Source organism: Denitratisoma sp. agr-D3, assembly GCF_054658675.1.
Map to the genome: position 1 here is coordinate 86,407 of NZ_BAAGIA010000004.1, position 17,934 is coordinate 104,340.

Consider the following 17,934-nt stretch of genomic DNA (forward strand, 5'->3'; position numbering starts at 1 on the left):
CAATGACCCTGACGGATAGCGATATTCAGGCCATGTGGTTGACCATCAAGTTGGCCACCATCGTCATGTTCTCTCTGCTCGTGATCAGCACGCCGATCGCTTGGTGGCTGGCGCGAACGCAATCGCGCCTGAAACAATGGATCGGGGCCGTGGTGACATTGCCGATGGTGCTGCCGCCGACAGTCTTGGGGTTTTATCTCCTGGTCTTGATGGGGGCCGAAGGGCCGGTGGGGCATTTGACCCAATCCTTGGGTTGGGGCTTGTTGCCTTTTACATTCTCGGGTCTGGTCATCGCCTCGATTTTCTATTCGCTGCCCTTTGCCGTGCAGCCGATTCAGCAGGCATTCGAGACGATTGGTGAGCGTCCCCTTGAGGTGGCGGCCACGCTGCGCGCATCGCCGCTCGATACCTTCTTCAGCGTTGTGCTTCCTCTGGCCCGGCCAGGGTTCATCACCGCGGCGGTCATGAGCTTTGCCCATACCATTGGCGAGTTTGGCGTGGTGCTGATGATTGGCGGCAACATTCCAGGCAAGACACGGGTGATCTCCGTGCAGATCTACGACCATGTGGAGGCCCTGGAATTCGTCCAGGGCCACTGGTTGGCTGGCGGCTTGTTGCTGTTCAGTTTCCTGGTCTTGGTGGTGCTTTATCGCTTCAATCCGACCCATCGCAAGGAGCGGCAGGTATGAGCATCGACGCTTCCTTCGATCTGGCCTTTCCCGCATTCTCCCTCAAGGCGGACCTGCAACTGCCTGGGCGGGGCGTGACTGCCTTCTTCGGACCCTCCGGTTCCGGCAAGACCACGTTGTTGCGCTGTATCGCCGGGTTGGAAAAAGTGCCCGGTGGGCGCTTGGTGGTGAATGGCGAAGTCTGGCAGGACGGTCACGTCTTCCTGCCGGTGCACAAGCGGTCCTTGGGTTATGTTTTCCAGGAAGCCAGCCTGTTTCCCCATTTGTCGGTGCAACAGAACCTCGACTATGGCGCCCGCCGCAGCCGGGCCGGTGCCGCGAGCGGCGGCATCGACCGCCAGGGCATCCTTGACCTGCTGGGCATTGGCCATCTGCTGGAACGGGAGCCGGGCCATCTTTCTGGCGGTGAACGCCAGCGGGTTGCCATTGCCCGTGCCCTGCTGACAGCCCCCAAGCTGTTGCTGATGGACGAACCGCTGGCGGCCCTGGATACGCAGCGCAAGCGGGAAATCCTGCCCTACCTGGAACGGCTTCACGACACCCTGTCGATTCCCATCCTCTACGTCAGCCATGCGCCGGACGAAGTGGCACGGCTGGCGGACCATCTGGTGCTGCTGGAGCAGGGCACGGTGCTGGTCAGCGGTCCCTTGGCGGAAACCATGGCCCGACTGGATCTGCCCACGGCCACCGACGAAGAGGCGGCCGTGGTGATCGAGGCCCGTGTCGGTGAATACGACACCCGCTACCAACTGACCCGGCTCGATTTCCCCGGCGGCAATATCTGGGTCACCCGCAACGACCTGCCGGTGGGCCAGCGTTCCCGCCTGCGGGTGCTGGCCAAGGACGTCAGCATCGCCCTGGACAGTCGCCAGGAAAGCAGCATCCTCAACCGTATCGAGGCCCGGGTGGCCGAAGTGCTGGAGGCTGGCACGCAGCCCCAGGTCACGCTGCGCCTGGCCTTGAACCATACCGGTCCCTCGGTGCTGGCCCGCATCACCCGTCGTTCCTACGACCAACTGGCGTTGAAAGTGGGCATGACCGTCTGGGCGCAGATCAAGTCGGTGGCCCTGTTGGCATGAGGGCGGATGCTGCCGACGCCTGGCAGACGTTCCTACGCGGCGGGGTCACCCAGGCGAACGTGCATCGCGACTTCCCCGAATGGCACCGGGGGCGACCTCATTACGGCGTGTGGGTGATTGTTCCTGAGGACGAGGTTCTGACGGCGCGCCTGGACGACGCCCGCGAGCGTCTGGTCGGGCTGTTGCTGCCCGACTATCGGCGCCAGGCCCACGTCACGCTGCACGTATGCGGCTTTCCCGCGCCGCTGCGGCGTCACGATGACGACTTCCTGCCCGGCCAGTTCCATGCCCAGATCGCGGCGTTGAAGGCCCTGGCGCTTGCTCCCTTCACGCTGATGGTCGGCGGTTTGAGCAGTTTCGCCACTGCGCCCTTTCTGGCCGTCGCCGATCCGACGAACTCCCTGACCGCGCTGCGCGGCGCCCTGGCCCAAGGGGGAACGGAGGTGCGGGACGAGGGTTATGAGCCCCATGTGACGATCGGTCTCTATGACGGAACCCACACGCTGGAGCCCGTGGTGGCGGCGAGGCGGCATTGGGCGGCGAAGCCGGCCCTGGCATTGCCGGTGCGGCGCATCGCTTTCATGGTGTATGCCAGTACCGAGATCGGTGGTCCCTTGAGCCCAGTGGCCGAGTACGACCTGGCAGAGAATTTGCTGAAGCCGCTGGCGTCGACGTCTTTTGCCTATCTCTGGGAAGCCCCATGAAAATCGCCATCGCCTCCAAGGATTTCGCCACCGTCTCCAGCCATGCGGGGCAGACGCGCCACTGGCTGGTTTACGACAGCGACGTCCCCGGGGAGCCCCTCCGTGTGACCTTGGAGAAAGAACAGCTCATCCATTATTTCAAGGACGATGGCCCCCATCCGCTGGACGGGGTCGAGGTGGTCATCGCCGCCAGTGCCGGCGACGGTTTCATTCGCCACATGGCCAAGCGTGGGGCTGAGGTGTTGCTCACCGGCGAGACCGACGCAGCCAAGGCCTTGGCCGCGGTGCTGGCGGGGGAGGTGTTGCCCGACCAGCGCTTCGATCCGACCCGGGTCCTGTGCAAGGTGCGGGACTTGTTTTCCCGGCACTGAACCAACGTCGTCCGCCGGAAATATCCGGATCGTTGCGTGTCGGATGGCCCCGGCGAGGTGGGCCGGTGATTCATGCGGCTGTCCGAGGTCAGCTCAGGGATGCGAGGGCGGCCAGATAGTCGGGCTCCTGCTTGATTTCAGCGACCAGCTCGCTATGCAGCACCTTGTCGTTTTCATCCAGGACCACCACCGCCCGGGCCGTGAGCCCCGCCAGGGGGCCGCTCTGGATGGCGACGCCATAGGCCTCGAGGAATTCCCTCCCCCGCATCAGGGAAAGGGTTTGCACATTGGCGAGGCCCTCGGCGCCGCAAAAACGGTTCTGGGCAAAGGGAAGGTCCGCCGAAATACACAGCACGACGGTATTGGGCAGGGTGTCGGCTGTCTGGTTGAACTTGCGCACCGAGGTAGCGCAGGTGGGCGTGTCGATGCTGGGGAAAATATTGAGGACCTTGCGCTTGCCCGCGAAACTGGCCAGGGGAACGTCCGTCAGGTCCTTGCCGACCAGGGTGAATGCCGGCGCCTGTTGGCCCTTGACGGGGAAACGACCGGCAACGGTGATGGGGTTGCCGCCCAGGGTAACGGTAGTGGTCATGATCTTCTCTTGCACGGAAATCCCGCTCGTAACGGCGGTTGGGGTGGGTGGGGGACTGCCGGGCCAGTCTAGGGGGGCTCTCCGGCGTATGCCAGCCAATTGTGCCAATACCCCGGATAGAGTCTGTCTATGGATATAGCCGTCGCGGTGCTCTGCGGTTAAGATGCTTCTCCCACCTTCGTTAGATACCGCCATGGCCCGCATCCAGATCGATCTGCCCGAGGCATTCATCTTTGCCACGGAGCTGCCCATTTACATCGGCCACATCAATTACGGCGGGCACCTGGACAACGCCCTGTTGCTCACCCTGGTCTCGGAGGCTCGGGTCCGCTTCTTCAAGGCCCTGGGCTATACGGAGTTGGACGTGGAGGGACTGGGGGTCATCATGGCCGACGCGGCGGTGCAGTACCGCTCGGAGGCGTTTCACGGCGAGGTGATGCTGGTGGAGATGACGCCACACGACATCCACAGCAAGGGCTTCGACCTGGTGTACCGGGTCAGTGACCGGGCCTCGGGGCGCGAGGTGGCCCGGGGTAAGTCGGGCATGCTGTTTTTCGATTACCGGCAGCGCAAGGTCAAAACGGTGCCCGAGGGTTTCCTGCGGCAGGTCACGGCCCGCAAGCGGGAAAACGCCTAGGGCGCGAAGGCCGGGCTGGTGCCCGGCCCCCCTTTAGAACTGCTTGACCTCGATGTTGAGGGTCTGGATGCGATAGGCGATCTGGCGCGGCGTCATGCCCAGCAGTCGGGCCGCCTTGGCCTGGACCCAGCCGGCCTGCTCCAGGGCCGCCACCACCCGTTCCCGCTCACCGAGATTGGGATCGTTGACGTCGATCGCCTGACGGGCCGGTGGGGCAGGGGGCGCGGCCAGGTCGCCGCCGGCGAGATGGGCCATGTGGATGCCGGCGCCGTTGCGCGGGACTTGCGGGGTGACATGGTTGTCGCGGACCCGGTCGATGCGGATCTGGTCGGCGTCGATGGCGCCCGACTCGGACATGACCGAGGCTCGCTCCAGACAGTTTTCCAGTTCGCGGATATTGCCCGGCCAGCTATGCTGCAACAGGCGCCGCACGGCGGCCTCGGTGACGGTGACTTTGCGCCCCTGGCTGCCGCCGATGCGCTCGGCCAGGTGGCGGGCGATTTCCGGCAGGTCCTCCATGCGCTCGCGCAGGGCGGGCAGGGAGATGGGCATCACGTTGAGCCGGTAGTACAAGTCCTCGCGGAAGTCGCCGGTATCCACCGCTGCCTCCAGGTCGCGGTGGGTGGCGGCGATGAGGCGCACGTCCACCTTTACCGTGCGGCCGCCGCCGACCCGTTCCAGTTCGCCTTCCTGCAAGACGCGCAGCAGCTTGGCCTGGAAGGCCGGCGAGATTTCGCCGATCTCGTCGAGGAAGAGGGTGCCGCCGTCTGCCATTTCGAAGCGGCCCTTGCGGGCGCCGATGGCGCCGGTGAACGCGCCTTTTTCATGGCCGAAGAGTTCGGATTCCAACAGGTTTTCCGGCAAGGACGCACAGTTGAGGCGCACGTAGGGACCACGGGCCCGGGGCGAGTTGTAATGAATGGCGTTGGCAATGAGTTCCTTGCCGGTGCCGGTCTCGCCCCGGATCAGCACGGTGGTGTTCCACTTGGACACCATGCGGATCTGGTCGAACACCCGACGCATGTGGTCGGAATGACCGACGATGTTGTCGAAGCCATGGCGGTTGCGCACGGTGCGACGCAGTGTGTCGCGCTCCTCGGCGATGCTCTTCTTCTCCTGCTCGATGTCGAGGGAGAGGCGCACGCTCTGTCCGATCAGGTTGGCGATCATCTCGACGAAGCGGGTGTGTTCGGGCAGGCGACCGTCGTCCGGTTCATGGGGTTGGACGGCTAACACCCCTTGCAGGGTGCCGCCGACGTTGATGGGCACGGCGATGAAGGGCAGTTCCGGTTCGTAGAGATCGAGCCGGTTGAGGAAGCGGGCGTCGTCGCCCAGACAGGGAATGGCCAGGGTGCGGTTTTCCTCGAGGATCTGCCCGATCAGGCCTTCGCCGGGTTGGTAGCGGATGGGCTCGTACTCCGAGTCTTCCATGCCGTGCACGGCGTGGGCGCGTAGTTCGCCGGTATCCGGGTCCACCACGCTGACCATGCCCCGGGTCAGACCGCCGGTGATTTCCAGGGCGCGCAGCACTTCGCGCAGGGTTTGGCGGAAGTCGAGGGAGCGGGACAACACCTGGCTGACCCGGTACAGGGTGTCGAATTGGGTCCGCAGCAAAGTGGGCGGATGGGAGGAGAAGTGATCGCTCATGATGGTTCTCCTCAGCGGCTGACCGGTAGCAGGATGTGCATCGTGCAGCCCTGGGGCGGGCCGGATTCGATGGCGATGGTGCCGCCGTGGTCCACCACGATCTGTTGCGCGATGGCGAGGCCGGTGCCCATGTGTCGGCCCTGGGGCTTGGTGGTGAAGAAGGGCTCGAACACCTTGAGTTGCAGGTCGGCGGGAATGCCGGGGCCGCTGTCCTGCACCAGGATTTCAATGTCGTTGCCCACGGTGCGGGTGACCAGGGTCAACTCCCGCTCGCGCCAGCCGCGCGTGCTCATGGCGTCGATGGCGTTGTCCACCAGGGATTTGAACAAGGTGATCAGGCTGTTGGGGTAGCCGTTGATGGGCGGCAGCGTGGCCTGGGGTTTCCAGGCGACGCTGATGCCTGCCGCCAGCAGGCGGGGCGTGGACAGGTCGAGCACGCTGTGCAGCAGTTCGTTGATGTTGGCGGTGGCCGAGGCGGTGGAGGATTGGCGCGGAATCATGCCGCGCAGTTTTTCCAGCGCTTCCTCGCCGTTCTTGAGGGCTTCGGCCAGGGCCTGGGTCATGGGCTCATCCTGATTGCGGCGGGCCATCATGCCCACGGCGGAGGAGATCATGTTGAGGGGGCCTTCCAGTTGGTACACCGCCGCGGAGAGGCTTTCGCGCAAGGCGTTGACCCGTTCTTCCTCGGCCACCAGGGCTTGCAGCGCGGCCATGCGGGCCTTTTCCTGCTGGGCACGCAGGCTGGTGGTTTCCTTCGCCACCAAGAGCAAGTAGACATTGGCCTTGGCGGTGAAAAAGGCATCGGCATGGTCGTCGTCCACCTTGACCCAGACCCCGGAGCAGGAGAACCAGCGCGGCGTGCCATTCCCCTTGCGGTCAATGCGGACCTCCTGGTCGAGGAAGGCATAACCGTCCTTGGCCGTGGCCGGATCGCGGTTGTAGGCGCTGCCCAGGGCGTCCAACAACAGATGGGCGGGCTCGGCCATGTCCAGGTCGGTGAGCAGCTTTTTGTATTCCTGGTTGTCCAGCACCACCTTGTTGTTCTCGTTGAGCAGGGCCAGCACCATGGGGGCGCCGTCCACCACCGAGCTGATCAGGGCCATCTGATTGCGCACCTTGCATTCGAGCCGGTGTACGTCGGTCAGGTCGCGGTGCAGCCCCAGGTAGTTGACGATCAGGCCCTGGTCGTCGGTGACCGGGGTGATGGTCAATTCGGCCAGATAGCGGCTGCCGTTCTTGCGCCGGTTGATCAGTCGTCCGGTCCAGGCCTTGCCACGGGAAATGTTGCGCCAGAGGGCCTTGTACACCTCGGGCGGGGTGGTCTTGTTGGACAGCATCGATTCGTTGCAACCCACCGCCTCGCTGGGGGCATAGCCGGTGACGCGGCTAAAGGAGGGATTGACGTAGAGGATGTTGGCGTGGGCATCGGTGATGGAGATGGCGATGTCGGCCTGTTCCACGGCGTGGAGGAACACGTTGTCGCCGAGCAGGCCGGCATCGGGTTGGCAGTGGGCAGGGGTGGTGGGCAGCAGGCTGTCCGTTTCGGTTTTTTTCGTTTCCATGGCGCGCTGGCTCCTGAAAGACTGCCCACATCAAGGCACTATGGGCTTGATTAGCAGGTTCCGTGCCCTTTTGTCGGATATGCAACAAGAAGGACTTAGGCGCTTTTCGGTTTTTTGCCGACAGCGCCATTGTTGGGTATCCGACAAAACCTTGTGCGTCGGTGAATGCGTCGCGGTGGCCGCGCTTGGGGGAATAAACCCAATGATGGTGCGGACTTATGGCTGATGCACGAAAAGGGGGAGGAAAGGCGTAGGCGGATGGCACGGTTTCTGCACTTGGGGCATCAAGGAGACGCCGCCATGACCGCCTACATTCTGATGCTTGTTTCGACCGCCCTCATCAACAACGTGGTGTTGGTGAAGTTCCTCGGTCTGTGCCCCTTCATGGGGGTGTCCAAGCAAATGGACAGCGCAGTCGGCATGGGCCTGGCCACCACCTTTGTCATCACCCTGGCCTGCGCCTTCTGTTGGATGTTGGAAAACTGGATCCTGATTCCTTTCGACATCGTCTATCTGCGCATCCTTTCCTACATCCTGGTCATCGCCGCCGTGGTGCAGTTCACCGAGATGGTGGTGAAAAAGACCAGCCCCGACCTCTACCAGACCCTGGGCATCTACCTGCCCCTGATCACCACCAACTGCGCCGTGCTGGGATTGCCCCTGGTGAGCGCCCAGGAAAAGAGCCCCTTCGTTTATGCCGTGATGTTCGGCTTCGGCTCCTCCGTCGGCTTCACCCTGGTGCTGGCCATGTTCGCCGGCATCCGCGAGCGCCTGGCCTTGTCCCGGGTGCCGGCCACCTTCGCCGGCGCGCCCATCAGTTTCATCACCGCCAGTCTGCTGGCCCTGGCCTTCATGGGCTTCTCGGGCCTGCCAGTGAAATGAGTCGCCGTCAGTTTCAGGAGTTGCCAACATGATCGCCGCTATTTTCAGTCTCACCGCCTTGGGCTTGTTCCTCGGTTTGGTGTTGGGTGTCGCCGACCGGATTTTCAAGGTGGAGTCGAACCCCGTGGTGGATGAAATCCTGGCCATGATGCCCGGTTCCAACTGCGGCCAATGTGGCTTCCCCGGCTGCGCCGGCGCCGCCAACGCGCTGGCCGACGGCAAGGCCGCCGCCAGCGTCTGCCCGCCCGGCGGCAAGGATCTGGCCCTGGCCCTGGCGGCCAAGTTGGGTCTGTCCCTGGATCTGTCCCAGGTCAAGGACGAAGGCCCCCGCATCGCCCACGTGACCGAGGAAATCTGCATCGGTTGCTGCCGCTGCATCAAGGCCTGCCCCACCGACGCCATCATCGGCGCGGCCAAGCAGATCCACGCCGTGATCCGCGAGGCCTGCACCGGTTGCACCAGTTGCGTGGACCGCTGTCCCACCGAGGCCATGACCATGCAGCCGGTGCCCGTCACCGTGCAGCACTGGGTGTGGCCCAAGCCCCTGGCGGCCTGATTCAGACTGATCATTCGGAGAGCCGCAATGGGCTTCATGGAAAAAATCTTCAAGCAACCGCGCTGGGGCGTCCATCCCGACGATCACAAGCGTCCGGCCGCCGATGCGCCCTTGCGCCATCTGCCCACGCCGTCCCGTCTTTACATTCCCCTGGTACAGCACGTCGGTGCTCCGGCACGGCCGGTGGTGTTGGTGGGACAGAAGGTGCTCAAGGGACAGTTGATCGCCGAGCCCGGCGGCAACATCTCGGCGCCGGTCCATGCCTCCACCTCGGGTACGGTGGTGGCCATCGGCGACATCACCGCTCCCCATGCCTCGGGCCTGACCCTGCCCGCCATCACCATTGAGTCCGACGGCCGCGATGAATGGATCGCCACCGAGGGCGTGGCCGATCCCTTCAGCCTCAAGCCCGAGGAGATCACCAAGATCACCGCCGCTGCTGGCGTGGTGGGCCTGGGCGGCGCCACTTTCCCTTCCGCCGTCAAGTTCAGCCTGGGCAAGCGCCTGGAAGTGAGCACCCTGATCGTGAACGGCGGCGAGTGCGAACCCTATCTGTCCAGCGACGACGCCATCATGCGCGGCCATGCCGACCAGGTGATCGACGGCGTCCGTCTGATCATGTACGCCATCGGCGCCCGCCAAGCCCTGGTGGGCATCGAGGACAACAAGCCCGAGGCCATCGCCGCCATGCGCAAGGCCGCCGAGGGTTTCGACAACATCCATATCCGCCCCGTCCCCGCCTGGTATCCCATGGGTTCGGACAAGCAGTTGATCCAAGTGCTGACCGGCAAGGAAGTGCCTGCCGACGCCCGCGCCGCCGAACTCGGCGTGTTGGTACACAACGTGTCCACCTGCGCTGCCGTGCATAAGGCCGTGCGCCTGGGCCAGCCCCTGGTGGAACGCATCGTCACGGTGAATGGCGGCGCGGTGCAGAAGCCGGGCAATGTGTTCGTGCCCATCGGTACCCTGGTGGACGAGTTGGTGGCCTTTTGCGGCATCAAGGAAACTCCGTCGCGCCTGATCCTGGGCGGCCCCATGATGGGCACGCCCTTGCCCCATGGCCGCACGCCGGTGGTGAAGGGCGCTTCCGGCATCCTCGCCTTCAACGCCGAAGAGGCCGCCGTGCCCGAGGCCGGCCCCTGCATCCGCTGTGGCAGCTGCTCCAAGGCCTGTCCCATGGGATTGCTGCCCTTGGAAATGGCGGCCCACATTCGCGCCGACGATCTGGAAGGCGCCGAGGCCTATGGCTTGCAGGATTGCATCGCCTGCGGCTGCTGCTCCTTCATCTGTCCGTCCCACATCCCCCTGGTGCAGTATTTCAACCATGCCAAGGGTGAGCTGTACGCCCAGGAGCGCGCCAAGTTGCGCACCGACGCCACCAAGCGCCTTGCCGAGGCCCGCACGGCGCGGCTGGAGCGCGAAGCCAAGGAAAAGGCAGAAGCCGCCGCCCGACGCAAGGCCGAGCGGGAAGCCGCCAAGAAAGCCGCCGCCCAGGCGGCGACCACCGAAGGAGCCGCATCATGAGCCAGTCCCCCATGGTCCAAGTGGTGGCCGCTCCCTATACCTACATTGCCAAGAGCGTCGGCAACGTGATGAGCTGGGTCATGATCGCCCTGGCTCCGGCGACCTTGTACGGTTTCTGGCTCTATGGCTGGCCGGCGATTTTCCTCTGGACCATCACCATCCTGTCCACCCTGGGCGGCGAGGCCTTCTGCCTGCGCCTGATGGGCAAGGACGTGAAGCCGGTGCTGCGAGACTGTTCCGCCGCCCTGACCGGCTGGCTGCTGGCCGTTTCCCTGCCGCCCTGGGCGCCCTGGTGGATCGGCGTGGTGGGTGGCTTGTTTGCGGCGGTGTTCGGCAAGCAGGTGTTCGGTGGTCTCGGCCAGAACCCCTTCAATCCGGCCATGGTGGCCCGGGTGGCGTTGCTGATTTCCTTCCCCGTGCCGATGACCTCCTGGGTGGCCCCCTTGCCCATCACGGCCGTCGACGCACCCAGCCTGCACCAGGGCCTGATGATCACCCTGACCGGCGTGCCCAAGGCCTACGACGCCATCGCCAGCGCCTCCCTGCTGGGCTTTGCCAAGACCGAAATGAGCCGGGGCCTGGATCTGGTCCAGGCCTTTGCCGCGACCACCGCGCCGGGGCTATCCCTGGAAGGTTTCCGCCAGGGCAGCCTGGGGGAAACCGCATCGCTGCTGGTGGCGGGCGGCGGCTTGCTGCTGCTGTGGCTGCGCATCATCACCTGGCACATCCCGGTCGCCATGCTGGCGGGTGTGGCTGTGCCGGCCCTGATCGCCCACGGCCTGGACCCCACCCATTACCTGAGCGTCGGCGTCCACCTGCTGTCCGGCGGGGTCATTCTTGGCGCCTTCTTCATCGCCACCGACTACGTGACTTCCCCCAACACGCCCCTGGGGCAGATGGTGTTCGCTTTTTCCATCGGCCTGCTGACCTGGATCATCCGCACCTGGGGCGGCTATCCCGAGGGCGTCGCCTTCGCCGTGATGTTGATGAACACCTTGACGCCGGTCATCGACCGCGCCTTCAAGCCCCGCATCTACGGCCGCAACCGGCGCGGCAAGCCCATCGCGGCGGACAAGGTTAACTGAGGCGAATCGACATGAGTCTGCAAGCATTGCGCGAAAAACTCGGCTACCACGCCGCCGCCCTCGGGGTGATCGCCCTGGTGGCCAGCGTCACCCTGGCCTTTGCCGATAAGGGCACCCGCGAGGGCATCGAGGAGGCGGAAAAACGCGACCTCCAACAATCTTTGGCCCAGGTGTTGCCCGAGGGTTTTGCCGACAACGACCTGCTCAAGGACAAGGTTGCCATCAAGGATGACAAGGGCCAGGAGGTCCAGGTCTTCCGCGCCCGACTCAAGGGCGAGGCCAAGGGCGCCGTGTTTCAGCAGGCCAATCGCGGCTATGCCGACGACGTGGTGGTGCTGATGGGCGTGGATGTGAGCGGCAAGCTGCTCGGTGTCCGCGTCGTCAAGCATCGGGAAACCCCCGGCCTGGGCGACAAGATCGAAGTAGCCAAGGGCGACTGGATTCTCAGCTTCAACGGCAAGTCCCTGGGGGATCCTCCGGTGGAGAAGTTCGCCGTGAAGAAGGATGGCGGCATCTTCGACCAGTTCGCCGGCGCCACCATCACCCCCCGCGCGGTGGTGAAGTCTGTGCGCGAGGGCTTGCAGTTCTTCGCCGCCCACAAGGACGAAATCCTCGCCGCCTCCGGCAGCGAGAAGACCCTGACGCACGAGCAGTCCGGTCCCCACCAGGACCCGGCCAAGAAAGACCTTTAAGGAGCCCGCCATGAGCTACAGCAAAATCGCCAAGGACGGCCTGTGGGAACAGAACGTGGTGTTCTCCCAGTTGTTGGGTATGTGTCCCACCCTGGCCGTGACCACCAGCGGCACCAACGGTCTGGGCATGGGCCTCGCCACCACCGCGGTGCTGGCCGTGGCCAACATGCTGGTGTCCAGCGTGCGCATGTACGTCACGCCCCAGGTGCGGATTCCCGTGTACATCGTGTTGATCGCCACCCTGGTGACGGTGGTGGATTTGACCCTCAACGCCTACTTGCACGATCTTTATAAGGTGCTGGGCATGTACATCGCCCTGATCGTGGCCAACTGCTCCGTGCTGGGTCGGGCCGAGGCCTTCGCCGCCCGGGAGCCGGTGCTGCCCTCGGGCATGGACGGCCTGTTCATGGGCCTGGGGTTCACCATTGCCCTCACCGTCATCGGCTTGATCCGCGAACTGCTTGGCGCCGGCACCCTGTTTTCCCAAGCCAGCCTGTTGCTGGGGCCTTCCTTCAAGTTCCTGGAAACCACGGTGGTGAACGACTACGGCGGTTTCCTGCTGATGATCCTGCCCCCCGGCGGCTTCCTGGTCTTGGGCTGCCTGTTGGCCGCCAAGCGCGTCTATCAGGTGAAGACCGGCCAGGCCATCACCGAATCCGCCGGCCACGCCCTGGCCTGATCGAAAGGAACTCTGCCATGCAAGTCGGCGTCGCCTATTCCGAAGCGTCCCAGCAAATCTGGCTCACCATCGAGGTTCCCGACGAGGCCAAGGTCAGCGAGGCCATCGAGAAGTCCGGCATCCTCAAGATGTTTCCCCATATCGACCTGTCCCAGCAAAAGGTCGGTGTGTTCGGCCGCCTGGTGAAGTTGGACGCCGCCCTGCGGCCCGGCGACCGGGTGGAGATTTACCGGGGCATCACCTGTGACCCGCAAACCGTACCGCGCCGCGACGGCGTCGGCGGCGACGAGGACGAATAAGCGGCGCAACCAGTTTTGATGTTGTTTCTCCTCCAGTGGTGTACCGCAGCGGCATAACGGCGTAACCGCTTAACGCTTCTCTCTGCACCTTCGGCCGGGTCGGCATTGCCTTCCCGGCCTTTTTTTAGCTAAGGGAAGGGATCGCGATCACCGCCCGTCCATTGGGCTAGCGCTTTTCGAGTAAGGGAACACTATCACCTGCGTGCTTTTTCGCTTGCTTGACTGCTTTTTTCTCTTTTGGCGTCAGCAAGGCTTGTTTTTTCACTTCCTTGTTGCTTTGTCTGAGTTTTCCCATGACATGGCTCCTCTAAGGCACCGGCGAATGCCCGGTATCAGCCCACTATAGGCTGATATCACTCGGGTAGCAGGGCAGGGGTGAAATTAAGCTCTGCTGACTTTGCGCCGACGGGGCGATGGTGGCGCCTTGCTTTCTTGTTGAACGACGGATGGCTTTACGGCATCGGCGTCTGCTGTCATGCCCGGCGTGCTTGTTTTGCTGCTTTTGCTCCTGCGGGGTTTGGGCTTGGATTCCTCCGCAACGGTCGCGGAAAGGAGTTCTGTTGCCGGCGCCGGCAGACTTTCCCCATGAGGGAGCCTTTTCCCTGTGCTGCGGGAAATATAGGCGCCAGACTTTTCATCCCGTCCTAGCTCCAACTGGCCACGAAGCTGGGCCTCTTCCAGGAGGTTGCCAAAGCTGCGGAAACCGTAATAGGACTCGCTGAAATCGGGCTTGCGCCGTTTGATGGCCTGCTTCAGGGCGGACGCCCAAATTTTTCCGCTATCCCCCCGCTCGGCGACCAGGGCATCGAAAGTTTCCACCGCCATCTCGATGGCGGTGCTGCGTCGGATATCCAGGTCATCCTTGCGACTTTTGTCCTCCTCGCCGGGACGCTTGCCGACGGGGGCGCTATCCCTGGGTGCCTTTTTTGCCGCGGCTCTTTGGCTTTCTCTTACCAGATCGTCGTAGAAAAAGAACTCATCACAATTGGCGATCAGCAGGTCCGAGGTGGATTGCTTCACGCCGACGCCGATGACTTGCTTGGCGTTTTCCCGCAGCTTGGAAACCAGAGGGGAGAAGTCTGAATCGCCACTGATAATGACGAAAGTATTGACATGGGATTTTGTGTAGCACAGGTCCAGGGCGTCCACCACCAGACGGATGTCGGCGGAGTTCTTGCCCGATTGCCTCACGTGGGGAATCTCGATCAGCTCGAAATTGGCCTCATGCATGATGGCTTTGAAGCCCTTGTAGCGGTCCCAGTCGCAATAGGCTTTTTTCACCACGATGCTGCCCTTGACCAGCAGCCGCTCCAGCACCAGTTTGATGTCGAACTTTTCGTATTTGGCGTCGCGCACGCCCAATGCGACGTTCTCAAAGTCGCAGAATAGGGCCATGCTGGCGGTGTCGTGAGGGGATGCCATGGTGTCTTCTCCAGAAATACCTCGCCGGATGGCCGGCGCAGTTAGGCGCCCATGATAGTCGCAGCCTGCTGCCCTTATGCCAGGGCGGCCTTGATCTTTTCCGCCAATGCCAGCAATTGCGCCCGGTCAGCGGCTTCTCCCGCGTGACGACGCAAGGCTTCCCCGCCGCGGCGGGGAATGATGTGGAAATGCAGATGGGGCACGGTCTGGCCTGCCTCGGCGCCGTTGAATTGGGCAATCATCAGCCCCGGTGCCGCCGTGGCAGCCTTGACCGCCCGTGCCACGCGCTGGGTGGTGGCGATGGCCGCCGCCAGCATGGCGGGGGAAATATCGAGCAGCGTGGCGGCTGCTTCCTTGGGCACCACCAGGGTGTGGCCCTCGGCCTGGGGCATGATGTCCATGAAGGCGAGAGTGTGCTCGTCCTCATACACCGGAATGCAGGGCAGTTCCTTGCGCAGGATGCGGGCGAACACGTTGTTCGGGTCGTAGCTCATGGGGAATCTCCAAGTTGGCGAATATTGAGCCTATCATTCCCGCCTTGAAAATCGTCGTCGTGCCTCCACATCAGGCCTGCAACCATCTTTCTCGGGGGAGTCCCATGAAATTCCGTCTGCTGACTGTTCTTGCCCTTGCCGTCGCATTGCTTTCCGGCTGCGGTTACAACCAGATCCAGGTCAACGACGAAGCGGTGAACGCCGCCTGGTCCGAGGTGCTGAACCAGTACAAGCGCCGGGCCGACCTGATCCCCAATCTGGTGTCCGTGGTCCAGGGTTACGCCGCCCATGAGAAGGAAGTGTTGACCAAAGTAACCGAGGCCCGATCCAACGTGGCCGGCCTCAAGGCAACCCCCGAGCTGGTGAACGATGCCGCCGCCTTTGCCAAGTTCCAGCAGGCCCAGTCTCAGTTGAGCGGCGCCTTGTCCCGCTTGTTGGCAGTATCCGAGAACTATCCCCAATTGAAGGCCGACGCCAATTTCCGCGACCTGCAAGCCCAGGTGGAGGGCACCGAGAACCGCATCACCGTGGCCCGCAACCGCTACATCAAAGCCGTGCAGGACTACAACGTGTCGGTGCGGACCTTTCCCAACAATCTGACCGCCATGGTGATCGGTGCCAAGACCAAGGCGAATTTTGTCGTCGAGGATGAAAAGGCGATTTCCTCGCCGCCGACCATCAAGTTCGACGCACCCGCCGCGGCCAAGTAATTGCCTATCGTGCGTCGCTGGCTGATCGGATTCTGGTTTTGCCTGGCGGGCCTGCTGTGCCTGCCCCTGGCCGCCGGGGCGGAGGAAGGCGGACCCCAGGCCCTGCCGGCCTTGACGGGCCGGGTGGTGGACCTGACTGCCACCCTGACGGCACCCCAGGCCGCGCAACTGGAAGACGGCCTCAAGCGGATTGAAAGCGCCAAGGGCGCCCAATTGGCCATTCTGTTGCTGCCCAGCGTCAAGCCCGAGTCCATCGAGCAGTTCGGCATCCGCCTGGCCGATGCCTGGAAGCTGGGGCGCAAGGGCGTGGACGACGGCCTGATCATCATCGTCGCCAAGAACGACCGGCGTATGCGCATCGAGGTCGGCTACGGTTTGGAAGGCGTGGTGCCAGATGCCGTGGCCAAGCGCATCGTCAGCGAAGAGATGGCGCCCCGCTTCAAGCAGGGGGATTATTTCGGCGGTTTGGCCCAGGCCGTGGCAGCCCTGGATGGGGTTATCGCCGCCGAAGGGCCGGGCGTCCCCAGCAAGACCGAGACGGGTGGCGATGGCGGCATGCTCGAGCGCTGGGGCGTCGATCCGCTGACCCTCATTTTCGTCCTGCTCATGGCGGCCGCCGTGCTCCATGCGGTGCTGGGCTTTTTCGGCTATCTCGTCGTCTCCGGCATTGCCGGCGTCCTGATCTATCTGGCTACGGCTTCCCTGCTGTTCGGCCTTGGCGCGGCGGTCGCCGTGTTCGTCCTGGCCCTGTTCGGCGTCGGGCGTGGCGGGCCCGGCGCTTGGGTGTCCGGCAGCGGTTGGGGCGGCCATTCCGGTGGTGGATTTTCCGGTGGCGGCGGTGGGTTCGGCGGCGGTGGTGCCTCGGGGGATTGGTGATGGAACTGAAACGATTCTTGCGCCATGCACTGACGCCGGGCTGGCTGGCGCGGCGCCGCTTCGGCCAGGCCGATCTGCGCGCCATCGAGGCCGCCATCGGCGCGGCCGAGTCCGGTCATCGCGGCGAATTGCGTTTCGTCGCCGAAGGACCGCTGCATCCCCTCGACCTCATCGCCAGCCGCACTGCCCGTCAACGCGCCGAGGCACTGTTCGGCCTGCTGCGGGTGTGGGATACCGAGGACAACAGCGGCATCCTGATCTACGTCCAACTGGTGGACCGCAAGGTGGAAATCGTGGCCGACCGGGGCATCGCCGCCCGGGTGGCCCAGGTCGAGTGGGATGCCCTATGCCGCGAAATGGAGCAGGCCTTCCGCCAGGGCCACTATGGGCCAGGTGCCTTGGCCGCCGTGGCGCGAGCGGGACAACTGCTGGCGACCCATTTCCCCGCCCGCGACGGCGACAACCCCAATGAACTGCCGGACGCCCCGGTACTGATTTGATGCAACGAAAGACCCCACGATGAAACAACTGACTCCCGCCCGTCTCGATCAACTGGCGGCCGAGGCCAAGGCCTCGCCCCGTCGCCGCGCCAACTGCAACCTGCACGAAGACCTGGCCGATCCGGTGCAGCGCCTGGCGATCGCCATGGAGCCGGATACCCTGGTCCAGGTCCATCGCCATCCGCAGACCTTCGAGTTGCTCTATCCCTTGCGCGGTCGTTTCGTCGTGCTCCATTTCGACGAGGCGGGCACGGTCACGGCCCGCACCGTACTCGGGGAAGACTGCCAGGTTCAGGAAAACCCCGCCGGCTGTTGGCACGCGGTGCTTTCCCTGGATGAAGGCGGGGTGATCTTCGAGGTCAAGCACGGTCCCTATCAACCGGTCGGTCCGGCCGACACGGCCCCCTGGCAGCCCCTCGATGCCGACGGCGCGGGGGCATTGCGTCAGTGGTATGCCGTCGCCCAACCCGGCGAACGCTGGCAGGGGCACAGGACTGGCGCCTGAATCGGGGTTGTTTCGGCGGTCTCAATCACCGCCAGCCATCGCCTGCCAAAGAAAAAGGCGCCCTCGGGCGCCTTTTCGTTTTGCTTGCTCCGTGCCTTAGCTGCGGATCGCCGACACCGCCTGATACTGCTCCACCGGCTTGGCGTTGCGGTTGGTGGTGTCGGGCTGGGGCGGTTGCTGGCTGATGGTGACCCGGGTCTGGTTGTTGTCCTCGGGCTTGGGCGCGGCTTCGGTCTTGGCAGCGGCCTTGGCCTCGGTCCGGGCATTGGCCGACACCGATTGGGTGGTGCTGGAGGAAGCCTGGTTGCTGCTGCTGTTGTTGACGCTATTGCTCCTGTTCGCCTGGGTGGCGGAGGTCAGGGAACTGATGGCGCTGTTGGCGGCCATCGATGCGCTTTGAATGGTTGAGGCCATGATCGACTCCTTGCA

The 17,934-nt window shown here is 63.9% G+C and carries 22 protein-coding genes and 1 pseudogene; 16 read left to right on the plus strand and 7 right to left on the minus strand.

Annotation, left to right across the window (positions count from 1 at the left end):
* Positions 1-2 precede the first annotated feature (2 nt).
* The 4 genes and pseudogenes from modB (at position 3) to ACYQ2U_RS12245 (ending at position 2,843) form a co-directional block, all read left to right on the plus strand.
* On the plus strand, positions 3-689 hold the full coding sequence (gene modB / locus ACYQ2U_RS12230) for a molybdate ABC transporter permease subunit (protein WP_459950660.1): 687 nt from the start codon (positions 3-5) through the stop codon (positions 687-689).
* Positions 686-1,768, plus strand: coding sequence for a molybdenum ABC transporter ATP-binding protein (gene modC / locus ACYQ2U_RS12235; RefSeq protein ID WP_459950661.1), 1,083 nt, complete (start codon positions 686-688; stop codon positions 1,766-1,768). Before modB ends, modC begins: the two co-directional genes overlap by 4 nt.
* Positions 1,765-2,304, plus strand: a pseudogene (locus ACYQ2U_RS12240) (2'-5' RNA ligase family protein); the annotation flags it as partial. The gene modC and the pseudogene ACYQ2U_RS12240, both read left to right, overlap by 4 nt.
* Positions 2,305-2,468: 164 nt before the next feature.
* A complete protein-coding gene (locus ACYQ2U_RS12245) occupies positions 2,469-2,843 on the plus strand; it encodes a NifB/NifX family molybdenum-iron cluster-binding protein (protein WP_459950662.1) in 375 nt (124 codons plus the stop codon).
* An 88-nt stretch (positions 2,844-2,931) separates the two neighbouring features.
* On the opposite strand, the gene tpx is transcribed toward ACYQ2U_RS12245, so the two are convergent.
* Complete coding sequence (gene tpx, locus ACYQ2U_RS12250) at positions 2,932-3,435, minus strand: thiol peroxidase (protein WP_459950663.1); 504 nt, start codon at positions 3,433-3,435, stop codon at positions 2,932-2,934.
* 193 nt (positions 3,436-3,628) lie between these two features.
* Between tpx and ACYQ2U_RS12255 the strand changes: the two genes are divergently transcribed.
* Positions 3,629-4,072: an acyl-CoA thioesterase gene (locus ACYQ2U_RS12255; RefSeq protein ID WP_459950664.1), complete on the plus strand. Its 444-nt coding sequence runs from the start codon at positions 3,629-3,631 to the stop codon at positions 4,070-4,072.
* Between the two features lie 33 nt (positions 4,073-4,105).
* Here the strand turns inward: ACYQ2U_RS12255 and nifA are convergent, their stop codons facing one another.
* Together nifA and nifL are read right to left on the minus strand one after the other, a co-directional pair.
* The gene (nifA, locus tag ACYQ2U_RS12260) at positions 4,106-5,719 is read right to left on the minus strand and encodes a nif-specific transcriptional activator NifA (protein ID WP_459950665.1); all 1,614 of its coding nucleotides are present in this window, start codon (positions 5,717-5,719) and stop codon (positions 4,106-4,108) included.
* A gap of 11 nt (positions 5,720-5,730) precedes the next feature.
* On the minus strand, positions 5,731-7,281 hold the full coding sequence (gene nifL, locus ACYQ2U_RS12265) for a nitrogen fixation negative regulator NifL (RefSeq protein WP_459950666.1): 1,551 nt from the start codon (positions 7,279-7,281) through the stop codon (positions 5,731-5,733).
* Positions 7,282-7,581: 300 nt separating this feature from the next.
* Between nifL and rsxA the strand changes: the two genes are divergently transcribed.
* The 7 genes from rsxA to ACYQ2U_RS12300 are packed head-to-tail and all read left to right on the plus strand — an operon-like array spanning position 7,582 to position 12,998.
* Entirely contained in the window at positions 7,582-8,163 is a 582-nt protein-coding gene (rsxA, locus tag ACYQ2U_RS12270) for an electron transport complex subunit RsxA (protein ID WP_459950667.1), read from the plus strand.
* Between the two features lie 28 nt (positions 8,164-8,191).
* Entirely contained in the window at positions 8,192-8,719 is a 528-nt protein-coding gene (locus ACYQ2U_RS12275) for an RnfABCDGE type electron transport complex subunit B (RefSeq protein ID WP_459950668.1), read from the plus strand.
* A 36-nt stretch (positions 8,720-8,755) separates the two neighbouring features.
* Positions 8,756-10,243 (plus strand): electron transport complex subunit RsxC, encoded by a 1,488-nt coding sequence (rsxC, locus tag ACYQ2U_RS12280; protein WP_459950669.1) that lies wholly within the window; start codon positions 8,756-8,758, stop codon positions 10,241-10,243.
* On the plus strand, positions 10,240-11,328 hold the full coding sequence (locus ACYQ2U_RS12285; RefSeq protein WP_459950670.1) for an RnfABCDGE type electron transport complex subunit D: 1,089 nt from the start codon (positions 10,240-10,242) through the stop codon (positions 11,326-11,328). Before rsxC ends, ACYQ2U_RS12285 begins: the two co-directional genes overlap by 4 nt.
* A gap of 11 nt (positions 11,329-11,339) precedes the next feature.
* Positions 11,340-12,020 (plus strand): electron transport complex subunit RsxG, encoded by a 681-nt coding sequence (gene rsxG, locus ACYQ2U_RS12290; RefSeq protein ID WP_459950671.1) that lies wholly within the window; start codon positions 11,340-11,342, stop codon positions 12,018-12,020.
* Between the two features lie 10 nt (positions 12,021-12,030).
* Positions 12,031-12,699 (plus strand): electron transport complex subunit E, encoded by a 669-nt coding sequence (locus ACYQ2U_RS12295; protein ID WP_459950672.1) that lies wholly within the window; start codon positions 12,031-12,033, stop codon positions 12,697-12,699.
* A 17-nt stretch (positions 12,700-12,716) separates the two neighbouring features.
* Entirely contained in the window at positions 12,717-12,998 is a 282-nt protein-coding gene (locus ACYQ2U_RS12300) for an RnfH family protein (protein ID WP_459950673.1), read from the plus strand.
* A gap of 166 nt (positions 12,999-13,164) precedes the next feature.
* Here ACYQ2U_RS12300 and ACYQ2U_RS12305 read toward each other — a convergent pair whose 3' ends face one another.
* The 3 genes from ACYQ2U_RS12305 to ACYQ2U_RS12315 all read right to left on the minus strand — a co-directional run bounded on the left by ACYQ2U_RS12305 (position 13,165) and on the right by ACYQ2U_RS12315 (position 14,914).
* On the minus strand, positions 13,165-13,293 hold the full coding sequence (locus tag ACYQ2U_RS12305; protein WP_459950674.1) for a hypothetical protein: 129 nt from the start codon (positions 13,291-13,293) through the stop codon (positions 13,165-13,167).
* Between the two features lie 86 nt (positions 13,294-13,379).
* Positions 13,380-14,420: an NYN domain-containing protein gene (locus tag ACYQ2U_RS12310; protein ID WP_459950675.1), complete on the minus strand. Its 1,041-nt coding sequence runs from the start codon at positions 14,418-14,420 to the stop codon at positions 13,380-13,382.
* 74 nt (positions 14,421-14,494) lie between these two features.
* Positions 14,495-14,914 (minus strand): HIT family protein, encoded by a 420-nt coding sequence (locus ACYQ2U_RS12315; protein ID WP_459950676.1) that lies wholly within the window; start codon positions 14,912-14,914, stop codon positions 14,495-14,497.
* Positions 14,915-15,018: 104 nt separating this feature from the next.
* Between ACYQ2U_RS12315 and ACYQ2U_RS12320 the strand changes: the two genes are divergently transcribed.
* From ACYQ2U_RS12320 to ACYQ2U_RS12335, 4 genes are read left to right on the plus strand one after another with little or no spacing between them, the layout of a single operon-like run.
* Positions 15,019-15,624, plus strand: a complete 606-nt coding sequence (locus tag ACYQ2U_RS12320) for a LemA family protein (RefSeq protein WP_459950677.1) — start codon at positions 15,019-15,021, stop codon at positions 15,622-15,624.
* A 9-nt stretch (positions 15,625-15,633) separates the two neighbouring features.
* On the plus strand, positions 15,634-16,500 hold the full coding sequence (locus ACYQ2U_RS12325; RefSeq protein WP_459950944.1) for a TPM domain-containing protein: 867 nt from the start codon (positions 15,634-15,636) through the stop codon (positions 16,498-16,500).
* On the plus strand, positions 16,500-17,000 hold the full coding sequence (locus ACYQ2U_RS12330; protein ID WP_459950678.1) for a TPM domain-containing protein: 501 nt from the start codon (positions 16,500-16,502) through the stop codon (positions 16,998-17,000). Before ACYQ2U_RS12325 ends, ACYQ2U_RS12330 begins: the two co-directional genes overlap by 1 nt.
* A gap of 19 nt (positions 17,001-17,019) precedes the next feature.
* Positions 17,020-17,505, plus strand: a complete 486-nt coding sequence (locus ACYQ2U_RS12335; protein WP_459950679.1) for a WbuC family cupin fold metalloprotein — start codon at positions 17,020-17,022, stop codon at positions 17,503-17,505.
* Between the two features lie 96 nt (positions 17,506-17,601).
* Here the strand turns inward: ACYQ2U_RS12335 and ACYQ2U_RS12340 are convergent, their stop codons facing one another.
* A complete protein-coding gene (locus tag ACYQ2U_RS12340) occupies positions 17,602-17,919 on the minus strand; it encodes a hypothetical protein (RefSeq protein WP_459950680.1) in 318 nt (105 codons plus the stop codon).
* Between the last annotated feature and the right edge of the window lie 15 nt (positions 17,920-17,934).